This is a genomic window from Pseudoalteromonas maricaloris, assembly GCF_024746855.1.
GTDB lineage: Bacteria > Pseudomonadota > Gammaproteobacteria > Enterobacterales > Alteromonadaceae > Pseudoalteromonas > Pseudoalteromonas maricaloris.
Genome location: NZ_CP024625.1, coordinates 3910262 through 3923822, shown reverse-complemented (window position 1 = coordinate 3923822; position 13561 = coordinate 3910262). Strand labels below are relative to the sequence as shown.

Here is a 13561-nt window from a genome sequence, read left to right as displayed (position 1 = left end):
TCTCGTTTACACTCAATAATATAAAGGCCGCGCAGTGATGCTCGGCCTTTTTCTTTGTGCGCTGGTATGGCTCTTGAATCATGATACACTGGCGAAAAATAACGAATTTAGGATGACAACTGGTGATGGAAAAAACTCAACCGCTAGCCAAAAAGCAGCCGAAATCCTTGCTGCACCATAATCATGAGCGTATCGACAACTACTACTGGATGCGTGATGACGAGCGTAAAAATGCTGATGTGTTGGCACACCTCAAAGCAGAGAATGATTACTGTGAAGCGCAAATGACGCCTCACCAAGCGCTGCAAACCCAGCTGTTTGAAGAAATGAAAGGTCGTATCGTAAAAGACGATAGCTCAGTGCCCGCAAAAGATGGCAACTATTGGTATGTGAGTGAAGTGAGCGGTGATGAGGAATATGCTAGGTATTATCGCGCATCACAAGAAGATTTGTCGGATAAAAAGCTTCTGTTAGACATTAATCAGTTAGCCGCTGGCAACGAGTTTTATGACATTGGTGATATTACTGTAAGCCCAGATGAGCAACTGCTTGCCTATAGTGAAGATACCGATGGGCGTCGAATTTACACCATCAAGTTTCTTGATTTAAACACCAATACATTACTACAAGACGTGCTGTATAACACGGAAGGTCAGGTAATTTGGGCGAACGACAATAAAACCGTATTTTATGTCAAAAAAGACGAGCAAACGTTGCTCGGCTTCCAAGTGTATCGCCATGTGTTGGGAACGCCACAAAGTGATGATATTTTGGTGTTTGAAGAGCAAGATCGCCAATTTTATATGGGATTGGGTAAAAGTCGTGACGAAAGCGCTATTTATATCTATCTCGCAGCGACGGAAACGAGCGATCAGTTAATACTGGATGCAAACGATCCTTGCGGTGAGTTTAGTACCCTTATTCCAAGAGAAATTGGCCATGAATATGGTCTTGAAAAAATGGGAGAGTTCTTTTACATCCTGAGTAATAAGAATGCTAAAAACTTCCGTTTAATGCGTGCAACAGCGGCAACCGTTGGTGATGTCGAGCAATGGGAAGAGTTGGTTGCCCATCGCGACCATATACTATTAGAAGGCTTGGAGCTGTTCAATAGTCACTTTGTGCTGACTGAGCGTGAACAAGGGCAGATCCGTTTTGTTGTCCACGATTATCAAGGGCAGAGCTATCACCTTGGATTTGATGATGCTTGTTATTTTGCCACGGTTGGAAATAACCCTGAGCCAAGTTCAAGTAATATTCGTATCCACTATTCGAGCATGACAACTCCAAGCTCAGTATACGATTGTGACTTAACCACAGGTAAGAAAACGCTTAAAAAGCAGCAGCAAGTGTTAGGTGATTTTAAACCAGAATATTATCACTCTGAACGTTTGCACATAACCGCCAGAGATGGCGTTAAAGTCCCTGTATCTTTGGTCTATCGCAAAGATAAGTTTAATCAAGACGGCAGCAATCCACTATTGCAGTATGGCTATGGCTCTTATGGTATTACTATCGACCCTAACTTCTCTAGTCAAATTCTAAGCTTGTTAGATAGAGGATTTGTATACGCGATTGCGCATATTCGAGGTTCTGAGATGCTTGGTCGTGAATGGTATGAGCAAGGCAAAAAAGCGCATAAGCAAAATACCTTCAACGACTTTATTGATGTTACCAAGGCCTTGGTTGAGCAGGGCTACGGCCATAAAGACAAAGTGTTTGCATCAGGCGGAAGTGCAGGTGGCCTGTTAATGGGTGCAATTGCAAACCAAGCTCCAGAGCTGTATTTAGGGTTAGGCTGCCATGTGCCTTTCTTGGATGTGTTAACTACCATGTTGGATGAGTCAATCCCATTGACCACCAACGAGTATGATGAATGGGGTAATCCGAATAATGAAGCGGACTACCAGAATATTTTAGCGTATTCACCGTATGACAATATTGAAGCCAAAGCCTATCCAAATATTCTAGTCACCACAGGTCTGCACGACTCGCAAGTGCAGTATTGGGAGCCCATGAAGTGGGTTGCTAAGCTTAGAGAATATAAAACGGATGATAATGTACTGATCTTTAAAACCGACTTGGAAGCGGGTCACGGTGGTGCCTCAGGCCGATTTAAAAGCCTACATGAAAGAGCGCTAGAAATGGCATTCTTTATCAGCTTATTGAATGGTAGGTCGTAGCGACAAAAGATCGCGAGGTGAACTCGCTCCTACAAGAGGAAAGCCTAGGTAGGAGCTGGCTCTGCTTGTAGGTCGGAGCTTTAGCTCGACTTGTACATCCTGACGTTAGCTCGAAAAAAAGCGATAAAAGCTCGCGAGGTAAACTCGTTCCTACCAGAGGAGAACCTAGGTAGGAGCTGGCTCGCTTGTAGGTCGTAGCTTTAGCTCGACAAAAAAGCGATAAAAGCTCGCGAGGTGAACTCGCTCCTACCAGAGGATAACCTAGGTAGGAGCTGGCTCTGCTTGTAGGTCGTAGCTTTAGCTCGACTCGTATACCCTAACCTTAGCCCGACAACAGCGAGATAAAAGATCGCGAGGTGAACTCGCACCTACCAGAGGAAAACCTAGGTAGGAGCTGGCTCGCTTGTAGGTCGTAGCTTTAGCTCGACTTGCACATCCTGATGTTAGCTCGACAAAAAGCGATAAAAGCTCGCGAGGTAGACTCGTTCCTACCAAAGAAGAACCTAGGTAGGAGCTGGCTCGGTCGTAGCTTTAGCTCGACTTGTACATCGCAGCCTTAGCCCGACCTAACCGTCTATCTTAGTTTAAATACGCTTTAAGCATCCACACTAGCTTTTCTTGCTCTTTGATGTAGTCGCTCATTAACGCAGCAGTCCCTTCATCTTCGGCTTCGCCCGCTTGCGCTAAAATTTCACGCTGCATAGAAATAAGCGTTGTGTAGCCATCAAGCAAGGTTTCTAGTGCTTGTGTACCATTGCTGATCCCTTTTGCTTCTTGAATTTTACTAGTTTCCAAATAATCAGAAAACGCATGCAATGGGTTGCCTTCAATCGTCAAAATACGCTCTGCGATTTCGTCGACCTTCTCAAGCAAAAGCGTATAAATTTCTTCAAATTTTAGGTGTAGTTCAAAAAACTCACGACCTTTGATGTTCCAGTGAAAACCACGGGCATTCATATATTGAATTTGGTAGCTACTTAGTAGCGTATTAAGTGACGTTACTAGTGCTTGGCTCTTAGCTTTGTCTAAACCGATAGAATTAATGTTTGTCATGCGATGCTCCTTGTTGATTCACAGTCAGTATGGCGCAACCTTAGGTGATTGCCCAATGATTAAAATCAAAGTGTTTAATCGGAAAAATCAATCAATAAAATAAAAACATATCAAATATTAATACAATATGACGTTGGGATGAGCGTGGTAAAAAACAAGATGAAACCCCAAAAAGCGCTCAAAAGTAACAAAGTGACATGAATACTTGGCGGGAATAAAGCTTGCCAACTTTTCCCAAAACTTTACCAGAGCGCGTAGTTTTTGATCTAAGACAAGTGTTTAATCTCGTTCGTATTTTGGCGGTTTTAAACTTGATTTAGGTCAAAATATCGCCGCATCATAAGCGCATAATCATTTCATCAAGACACAAAAAACGCGGTGTCTACTACTTGAGGAAATGAGTATGAAAGGCAAAACAAAATCAGAACATAAAATGGAACTCGTCGTCGTTGTTATCGCTTTAGTGGCTTTTGTTGTTGGGCTAGTGGGTCACTTAGCTGGCGCAAGCATCGCAAACTCAGATACCTTTGGCTATATTGCAGCGCCAGTACCGTTATTAGTTGGCTTGATCGCAGTGATTGCTTACAAAGTAGCTGCAAGCGCAGAGCACTAAGGCCTCTCTAACAGCTCGCAGATATAGTCCATTACCGCACGGGAATATATTAAGCTGGTATGGCTGAGATGAAATACTTTGTGCTCGGCCATGCCACTGAGCTTGGTTTCTTCTAACAACACAGTGCCATCCGACTGGCTACCTTTTTGTAGTAGTGGCATTAGTCCGATGGGTAGGTCGCCGGCAATACTGTAAAGCTTGGCGTCGAAAGGCCAATCTTGATTGTTAGATAATAAAAACTCCACACTGTTTTTTAACAGTAGCTCCAGTCCTTTGTCGTGCATATGCTTGGCAATGGCACTGCCTTTATGTGGTGTCCCTAAGGTCACCACTTTTTTTACTTGCTTGCTCGCGGCAGAACCTCGTTCTAAATATGCTCTTGCAACTAAGCCTCCCATGGAGTGGCAAACGAGGGCGGCGGGGCGATCGCCAACGAAAGTATCAATAGCGGCGCAGATCTCATCAATATCTGGCGTTAACGTGTTATAGCTTAAATTGAGAATACGGTAGCCCGATTTACCTAAGCGAGCGCTAAGCGGCCGCATCACAAAGCCAGACATATACAAGCCATGCAGCACCACAATACTCTCGATGTTGGCGCTCGCGGTAATATTGAGTGGAATAGGAGAGTGGTTCATGCCGCCCCTTTAAACTTGAATACTTCTAAGCCTTGCGCGAGTGTACCACCCCCACTTGAATACTTGATGTATAAATCAATCCAAATTGAAAAATTATTATCCTAGACCCTGTGATCTTGGCTAATCAAATTGCCACTCTTGCTTGTAATCGTACCTAAAGCCAATGGAGATGGAGTCCATATCGACTTGGTTGTCGAAGGACTTGTTCAAATACTCCAAGTGCACTCTGAGCGGCGGTGTTGGTAGCCACTCAAGTGTCACATTGTAGCCATCGAAGCTTTGATTAAGCGGGTCATGACTGCCGTAACCGTCATCAAAATCAAAATATCCGGTTTTGAGTTTATAGTGTTTTGCGAGTTGATAGGCCAACGAAAGATCAAAGGTGTGGCCTTGTCGAGAATCAAGTGCGCCCACGCGTTGATAGTCTTTGTCCTGATACGCCATGGCAGCGTAAAAGCGGGAGGTAAATTGATAAGCCAGCGCACCAGACCAAAGTTGGTTTTCGCCAATATGCTGCTCGTTATCGTATACATCGTTTTGTTGATAAGTAATCGCTGCGTGTAAACCTGCGTTATCGTAACTTAACCCAGTGTTGAATAAATCCGTTTGGTTATCGCCTTTGTCACCATTAAATTGGCCTGCGGCGATAAACGTCATCGGCCCCAATTCGTAGCGGTAAGTAACTAAATTATCAACGAAAAAAATACTCTCTGGATCGTAAGCAAATGGGCTGCTGGCGTGATTAAAAATATCAACGTATTCGGCAATAAACAGATACTGTGCAGGCCTTTGTTTGCCAATGCCAAATCGACCATACGGTGTACCTAGCGCAGTATAAGCACGGCGTGACTTGCCAAAATTTCCTTCATTGGCGAGATCGATGCCCCATTCACCATGAAGTTCGGCCTGCCAGCCCGGCATAAATTCATGAGTCACTTTAATCCCTGCGTGGGATAAGGCATCACGAACATCCCAGTTACTTGCGTCATCTTGATTGATTACGCCAAATGTCGGGCGTATTGTGGCATAGGTTTGGAGCGTGGTTGAGGGCTCGGTAGGTGGTTTTACAGGGTCACTTTGTGGTGTTGATTTTGCCACAGGAGCTGCGGCCTTTAGTTCGCTATTTTGCGTCATAAACCGAGCTTTAAGCTCAGCCAATTGCCGCTCAAGATTTTCAATGTCGGCCATGGTGACAGGGCGTTCGGCTGCCAAAGCTGCTGAAGAAGTCAGTAAACAGGCTAGGCCAATCAGTGCGTTTGAGTTGCTCAAAGTAAAATTCATGGTTTTTACATCGCTCAGTTGCCAATAATCGAATTATAGACAACACTTTTGATATTCGAGCACTTTTTATTCAGGCTGTTGAATATGAAGATCCGCACTAAGTTCTCTGTGACTTCTGCCATAGTGATCTTATTGATCATCACCACGACGACGCTTTCTACTTACTGGTTTGTTAGCGATTCGGTAAAAACCAAAACCCATGCCTATGTAACGGATAGCACGCAATTGCTGGCCGTGAGCATAGAAAATTGGCTGGCCGGTAAAGCAACGCAAATTAATGTGATAAAAAGTCAGTTAGAGCAAAACTTTAGCGATGATCACTTTCAACAAGCACTGAATACACCAGTGTTTAAAAAGGAGTTTCTGCTGGCTTTTGGTACTTTGGCTAATGAGGAAGGGCTCAGGTCGAACAACCCCGCTCGCAAAAATCCTCCGGGCGTAGATTTTAGAGAGCGAGCTTGGTATCAGCTTGGTAAAAACCAAAATAAAACCGTTTATACCAGTCCATATACTGACGCGGCGACAGGTGAGTTATTGCTGTCGGTGGTATCTCCCATTGTAGTGAGCGGTAACTTTAAAGGGGTAATTGGGGGAGATTTAAGCCTAAAAACCATTGCCAATAGTGTCAATCAGGTTAACTTTGATAACACGGGCTATGCCTTTTTGGTCGACAAGTCTGGTAATGTCATTTCTCATCAACAGGCCGAATTTAACGGCAAAAAACTGCAACAGGTATATCCAGCTTTACGCTTAGATAGCGTAGATAAGTTGCAAGAAGTGGATACCAAAGAAGGCAAAAGGTTGTTTTACTTACATTCGCTTGATAACACCTTTGGTACGGACTGGTATTTGGCGGTATTAATCGATAAATCAAAAGCCTATAAAACATTAACCGAAATTACAATAAACTCCCTGATCATTGCTATTTTAGCCGTGGCTATTGGAGTATTCTGCGTACGGACGTTAGCAATTCACTTACTCCAACCATTACGGGATTTGGAATCTGCAATCACTGGCATGGCAAGTGGAGGCGGTGACTTAACTCAGCGCTTAAAAATCGTGAACGAAGATGAGTGCGGCACGGTAGCGCGACAATTTAATTTGTTCTTGGGCTTTTTGCATGGGTTAGTAAGTAACGTAAAAGAACGTGCAGACGAAGTGGTGATAAGCAGTGATGCCGCCAAAGAGTTGTCGACACATTCCTCACAGAAACTTGATCAACAAGTTAGCCTAATTGAAAACCTCGCTACCGCGATGAATGAAATGAGTACTACCTCGACCGAAATCGCGGGTAACGCGCAGCAAGCCGCAAGCTCTATCACCTCGGTAAATGAAAAGACCTCCGAAGGGCAAGAGATATTCTTTAAAGCGCGAAGCCAAATTAATGCTTTGGCTGACGATATTACTGCATCGTACGAGCTAAGTACGCAACTTGCAGAATATAGCCAAAATATTGAGAATATTCTTTCGGTCATTAATGGTATTGCAGAACAAACCAATCTACTGGCACTTAATGCTGCAATTGAAGCCGCACGTGCAGGAGAGCAGGGCCGAGGTTTTGCAGTTGTGGCCGATGAAGTGCGCTCTCTAGCATCAAAAACACAGGAATCTACCACCGAAATTAAATCCATGATCGACCAGATCCAAGCCTCGTCCATTCAAGTTCAGCAATCTATGGGAAGTAGCCGAGATAAAACCCAGCAATGTGTGTCACAAACCGAGCAAGCGACACACATGCTAGAAGAAATCTCAGAAGCAGTAAAAGAGCTTATGGATCGCAATATTCAAATCGCAACCGCCATCGAAGAGCAAAGTGTGGTGATTGAAGAAATCAATAAAAATACAATACATATCAACGATATTAGCGTGGAGGTCGGCAGCTTTTCAGACAAACAATATAATGCCAGCGAAGAACTCGCTAAAAACGCCCATGAACAAGAAGCGCTGCTGTCCAAATTTACGTTGTGAGTTCTTGAGTTTGAATAATTCACTCAACTTGTGAGTGGATTATTCAAGGCGAGTAAATTCCCTATTGCGCTGCTAATGTCTAACAAAACGCCTTGTGAATCTGTTAGTAAGCTAACTCCATGTTCCGAGTTCAATTTAATTGTTATTTTATTGCTCTAGAAACCAAGCTGGCCATATCAGTGATTTCCATATCTCCCATATCTGCAATTAAGTGTAGATGTGTGATGAAGTCCACTTTTTCAATATTCTCGGGTAGACAGTTGCCATCCATGAAAGGTGTGATGGAGGGGGAATAAGTCGCCTGTTAGCTGTTCTGTTCACAAAGCCATCAGCAATGAAGCTGTTTGCAAGGGTTACAAAAACTATCAGCATAGCCTCCTAATTCGCAGTGCAAATAGTTTTGTGGGAGGCACCCGCCGAGAAGTTATACTTTCTGGGTGTGATTGATGGGCGCCAAAACCCGGTCAGGAGGACGGGCTGACTTTACTCATAGCAGCGATACATAGGCAAGTATTTTGAGAGTGATACGTGAATTAAACAGAATTCATAGCCATTAACCCAATCCTGTCAATTTATAGTAGAATAGCCAACTTAGTGATGAGGTACTGCTGCTGTATTAAAAGCGTTTAGTACCCTATGTTGTATCCTACACTTATTTCACGCTCCGTACGAACGAGGTTATGGTGTGTGAGTTTGGCAAGGTGTTCAACATATGAGCTTTTAAAGTTAATTAATACAGGTGGTTATAATGGCAATACAGTGGTTCCCAGGGCATATGAATAAAGCGCGCAATGAGATCAAAGAGATCATGCCGCAGATGGATGTCATTATTGAAGTGCTGGATGCTCGTATTCCATACAGTAGCGAAAACCCGATGGTAGGGCAGTTACGTGGTGACAAGCCTGTTATCAAAATCATGAATAAAGCGGACCTTGCCGATCCTGAACTGACCAAGCAGTGGATGGAGTATTTTGAACGCGAGAGCGGTGTAAAAGCGCTGGCGTTTGGTCATGATAAGGCGAATGAAGTACAGCGTATTAATGCGCTTTGCAAAAAGCTTGCACCTCATAAAGTGGGTCAAGATAAGCAGCTAAAAGCCATGATCATGGGTATTCCAAATGTAGGTAAATCGACGCTTATCAATACACTTGCTGGCAGAATTGTTGCAAAAACAGGTAATGAACCAGCGGTAACTAAAGCGCAACAGCGTATTAAGCTTGAAGACGGCATTATGCTTTACGATACGCCGGGTATGTTGTGGCCAAAGGTTGAGAACGAAAACTCGGGCTATCGTTTGGCGGCAACGGGTGCTATTCGCGATACTGCTATCAATTATGAAGAAGTGGCGAGTTACACCGCTGAATATCTGCTAGGTGCATATCCAGAGCTTTTAAAAGCACGTTACAAGCTCGACGAATTACCGGACTGTGACTGGACATTTATCGAGATGGCTGGCCGCAAGCGCGGTTGTGTAAAGGGTGGCAATCAGGTCGATACGCATAAGATGTCGGAGATTTTAATCAACGAACTGCGCGATGCTGTTATCGGGCAGATCACGATGGAAACGCCGGAAATGCGAGAGTCGGAAGAAGAAATGGTTGCTGAGTTACGAGCACAAGCTGAGGCTAAAAAGGCCGCGCGTGAAGACGAAAAACGTCAGCGCCGCGCAAGAGCGCGTAAGAATCGCCGCTAAGCGGCGAATTTGGTTTGATTCCGGCCTTGTTTGGCACGATAGAGCGCGGCATCGGCGCGCTTTATAAAACCATCTTCTGATTCATCAATATGGTATTGTGCAACGCCAATACTGACTGTCACTTTGACCTCACATTCCGCTTGCTCTAGTGCAACATGGATCTTCTCAGCAATCGCAATTCCTTGCTCTAACGTCGCTTTGGGTAGCAATACCATAAATTCTTCACCCCCCCAGCGGCACAGCAAACCGTTGTTTTCTATCTGGCGTTTACATACGTTGGAGAAACATTGCAGCACTCTGTCGCCTACCACATGGCCATGTTGATCGTTCACTTGTTTAAAGTGGTCAATGTCCATCATCAACATCACTACTGGGGTTGATTGGGTACGCGCTTTCGCTAAATGGTGCTGAAGCTGTGGCTCAAAGGCTTGACGATTAAAGGTATCGGTGAGTTTGTCGTACTTCGCCATTTTTTCTAAGCGTTTTTGATAGTGATTAAACGTCAACTGCGCCACGGCTAATATTAATAGGGTGACGAGGCTCCCTACCCATAAATTGGTTGTGAGTATGTCGCTTATTCCACTGGATTTATCTATTGTTTGCTCAACAATTAAATACCAGCCTATAGAGTCCAAATAGCGCGAATGGACAAACTCGGCATGGTCGTCGGTTTCCAACCGAAATTGATATTCAGATTGATTGAGTAGCGCCGTTGCTTGGGTTGGAAAACGATCATGAATACTGGTGCCAGATAGGGTCTGATCGTTAAAAAATAAGAGCCTGCCTTTGTGGTCAATAAAGTACAGTTTGCGTGCGTAGCTGGCTTCGTATTGTTCAATTAAATTGTGTAAATCAGCCAATAAGATACCAACCCCAACAACGCCAATTACATCGTTGTTTTGCTTTATTTTATGATTGACGTAAACAATGGCTTCATTGTTATCTCTTGGGTCTATATCAACATTGAGCGCATAGTCAGCATCGCTATGCAGGCTTTCTCGGTACCAATCGTTTTGTTTGGCGCGAATGTCTAACTGCTGGGTGTTACCATCAAAGTGGTAATAAGTGAGGCTCTTGTCATCCACTAAAAAGCTTGTTTTTGCGTGATGTAATGATCGAGTATCTTCTAAGTAGGTGAAAATAAGCGTAGGGTCTTGCTGTGAAGACGTTAGCCAACGTTTAATAAAGACATTATTTGCCATTTGCTGAGAAACAATGATTGGAGCTTGAAGCCGTTTTTGTATATCTAAATCAATCAGATGGCTGGTGAGTGGCAGAGCATCATCGCTCACCCCTTTATACAACGATTGTTTAGCATGCTCGATACTTATCCAACTGGTGAAAATAAACCCTACCAGCAGCAGCAGGCTTAACAACATGTTATAACGGTAGCGTCGAGCGTTCATATTATTGTTATTTTTGGAAAAATAGAATGATACGGATTCTAGTAAAAGAAAACGATTACACGACATTACAGCTGAACAAACGCTGATAGAAAATGTAGGCATAAAAAAAGCCCTGAGCAGGGCTTTTTGATTCATATCTACCGTCACCGATATGAGCAATGTAGCAAGTAAAAAGTGGTTGCCAGTGATACACATCAAGGGGCGTTGTAGCACATCACCGACAACACGATTCAGGGTCGAATCAGCAAGAGTATGTCCTCTTGTTGATATTGATTATCAATTAGATTAGCCGTTAGGTCAATACCTTTTTGAAAATAATTCTCATTAATGTTTGTGCAGCTGTTTTTCGGTAAGTGCTGAAAATAGATATAAATTTTGGGCATAAAAAAAGCCCTGAGCAGGGCTTTTTACGTTCATATCTACCGTCACCGATATGAGCAATGTAGCAAGTAAATTGTGAGAATAAACTTAGTCAGGTTTAGGGGCGACTGAATTAAGCTCATTCAAGCCATTAACGTTGGCCAGCCGTGTTTCAGGGTCGAGAAACAAACTAGAGTACTAATGCCAATCTCAAGGTAGCGAGTACATCAGGTAGACAGGGCTTTACAACTATCAACCTTACTAACTGAGTTGGCGAAACAACACGTTGCCGTCTTGTTGATAGTGATTATCAGTTAGATCTAACGATGAGTCAATACTTTTTTGAAAATAATTCTCATTAATATTAATGTGGCTGTTTTTCTAGGAAATACCGAAGTAAAAATAAATTTTGGGCATAAAAAAAGCCCTGAGCAGGGCTTTTTGATTTCATATCTACCGTCACCGATATGAGCAATGTAGCAAGTAAAAAGTGGAGTTAGCGTCGAAATACGAGGAGCAATGCAAGTGCCTGCTAACGTCCTTGGTAGTTGTGGATACCAGCCTTGTTTCGGGTCAAGAAACTATTGTGATAACAAGTTGAGCCGTCACTCTCGCCTTGTTGATAGTGATTATCAATTAGATTTGAGGGGCTGTCAACGTTACGTTTGAAAATAATTCTTATTTAGATCTAAGTGGTTGGAATTACACCAAATTTAAATTTATTGAGTGTATTGTTTTATTAATGTGATGGTTTTTGGTGTGTTGTATGTCTTATTTCTGCTTATTCTAGGGGGCAAAGTATTATTCTATATTGAGCCTTGTAGGCTCACCGTTTCCAGAGCTTCAGAGAAAAGCTCGGTTAATTCACCATCCACATCTTAGATATTTTGATTAACGCAGCGGTCATACTTTCGCTTCACTCGTTATTTATTTCCTCACTACTTTTGGTTTTGTGCATATTGCTCATGATTTTTATGCACAAAACGCGCTTTACTCAACTTAATCAACTTATTTCCGCAATCTATGGTTAATTGAGGGTTAACAATAAGCTCGTACTTGATAGCAGGTTGTAGTCGCTAGTCACAATACGTTTAAGACAAATGAGTACAGAGCAATGAGAACAACAATAATGAAGCCAGTTGCAGCAATGTCATTAATTGCAGTAACTGCTTGCCCCGTTTTGGCACAACAAGATGAAGCACTAGCCAGCAAGGTTGCAAAGCTAGAAGCGCAATTAAAGGAATTACAGTCCAATAAATCACTGAACCTTGAGTTTGGTGGGCGTGTACAACTCGATTTTAACCATTTTAGTGGTGCATACAGCGCTGATAATGAGGGTAATGCCGCCAGCGACTTTTTTCCGCGTCGGATCCGCACCTATGTAGAGAGTGATCAAGGCGATTGGGAGCATAAGTTGCTACTCGATTTTGCTGAAGGCGATGCCGAGATAGTCACAGTAAGAGTGCGTTATACCGGCTGGAACAACGGCCCGCGCTTTCAGTTTGGTAAATTAAGAGAAGATATCACCCTGAATGCGCTCACCAGCAGCAAACACATCAATACGATAGAGCGCAGTTCCATCGCTGATACGTTTTCCCCTTACTTTCGTTGGGGCGCATCAGCTTATCAATATTTTAAAGATTCCGGTTTTCGCTATGCGTTAGGGGTATATAAAAACGACGCTTTTGGTGCATCTGGGCGTGACCAAGATGACCGTCTGGCACTTGCCTATTCGGGGCGTTTGACTTGGTCGCAACACACTCCCGGTAAAACCCTGCATTTAGGTGGTTGGGGTTCGTACCGTGATATGGGCGGTGCAACGCTGGGTAATCGCCTTGCTCGCGGTGAAGTACGCGAAGCCAAAGTGCGCCTCGTGGATTATGCTGCAGGCGGTGATGTAGTTGCCCTTGATAGCATGTCACAAGCCGGGTTAGAGCTCGCTTATCAACATAACGCCTTTATGCTTGAGGCCGAATATGCCACACGCAACTTAGATACCCTCGACCCTACTTCTGCTTTAGATGGGGGAGATATTTCGGGTTATCACTTGTCTTTGAGCTATTTCTTGACCGGTGAACACAAGCAATACTCCGCAGGCTCTGCGGTATTTAAGCAACCTAAAGGGGTAAAAAATGCGTGGGAGTTGGTTGCACGTATTTCCAGTATGGATGCTGAAAACGCCAACCAAGGCACGCAAGTCGACGCCTACACACTGGGCGGCACCTATTACCATTCCAGCAGCTTAAAGTTCATGGCTAACCTTGTCTATGCGGATGTTTCAGGAGCTGGAAGTACCGCGTTGGTTGGTGACGAAGATTCAGGATTTGGTTTTGCTGCACGCTTGCAGTATCTATTTTAACGGGAGC

9 protein-coding genes are annotated in these 13561 nt (G+C 43.7%); 5 read left to right on the top strand and 4 right to left on the bottom strand.

What is annotated here, in order from left to right:
• The first annotated feature begins 125 nt into the window (after positions 1–125).
• Positions 126–2183 carry a S9 family peptidase gene (locus CTT31_RS17410; protein ID WP_260491650.1) on the top strand — a complete coding sequence of 686 codons (2058 nt, stop codon included), beginning with the start codon at positions 126–128 and terminating at the stop codon, positions 2181–2183.
• 579 nt (positions 2184–2762) lie between these two features.
• Here CTT31_RS17410 and CTT31_RS17405 read toward each other — a convergent pair.
• Positions 2763–3236, bottom strand: a complete 474-nt coding sequence (locus CTT31_RS17405; RefSeq protein ID WP_010376518.1) for a Dps family protein — start codon at positions 3234–3236, stop codon at positions 2763–2765.
• A 403-nt stretch (positions 3237–3639) separates the two neighbouring features.
• Between CTT31_RS17405 and CTT31_RS17400 the strand changes: the two genes are divergently transcribed.
• Complete coding sequence (locus CTT31_RS17400) at positions 3640–3849, top strand: hypothetical protein (protein ID WP_010376516.1); 210 nt, start codon at positions 3640–3642, stop codon at positions 3847–3849.
• Here CTT31_RS17400 and CTT31_RS17395 read toward each other — a convergent pair.
• Positions 3846–4487, bottom strand: a complete 642-nt coding sequence (locus CTT31_RS17395; RefSeq protein ID WP_039493352.1) for an alpha/beta fold hydrolase — start codon at positions 4485–4487, stop codon at positions 3846–3848. The two genes, CTT31_RS17400 and CTT31_RS17395, sit on opposite strands and share 4 nt — an antisense overlap.
• A gap of 120 nt (positions 4488–4607) precedes the next feature.
• Complete coding sequence (locus CTT31_RS17390; protein WP_211858844.1) at positions 4608–5768, bottom strand: porin; 1161 nt, start codon at positions 5766–5768, stop codon at positions 4608–4610.
• Between the two features lie 84 nt (positions 5769–5852).
• Here CTT31_RS17390 and CTT31_RS17385 point away from each other — a divergent pair, with 84 nt between their 5' ends.
• Both CTT31_RS17385 and ylqF read left to right on the top strand, forming a co-directional pair.
• Positions 5853–7736, top strand: coding sequence for a methyl-accepting chemotaxis protein (locus CTT31_RS17385; RefSeq protein ID WP_260491649.1), 1884 nt, complete (start codon positions 5853–5855; stop codon positions 7734–7736).
• Between the two features lie 748 nt (positions 7737–8484).
• Positions 8485–9429 carry a ribosome biogenesis GTPase YlqF gene (gene ylqF / locus CTT31_RS17380; RefSeq protein ID WP_039493363.1) on the top strand — a complete coding sequence of 315 codons (945 nt, stop codon included), beginning with the start codon at positions 8485–8487 and terminating at the stop codon, positions 9427–9429.
• Here ylqF and CTT31_RS17375 read toward each other — a convergent pair.
• Entirely contained in the window at positions 9426–10835 is a 1410-nt protein-coding gene (locus CTT31_RS17375) for a sensor domain-containing diguanylate cyclase (protein ID WP_260491648.1), read from the bottom strand. The genes ylqF and CTT31_RS17375 overlap by 4 nt on opposite strands.
• 1489 nt (positions 10836–12324) lie before the next feature.
• On the opposite strand from CTT31_RS17375, the gene CTT31_RS17370 reads away from it, so the two are divergent.
• Complete coding sequence (locus tag CTT31_RS17370) at positions 12325–13554, top strand: OprO/OprP family phosphate-selective porin (RefSeq protein WP_239979876.1); 1230 nt, start codon at positions 12325–12327, stop codon at positions 13552–13554.
• Positions 13555–13561 lie beyond the last annotated feature (7 nt).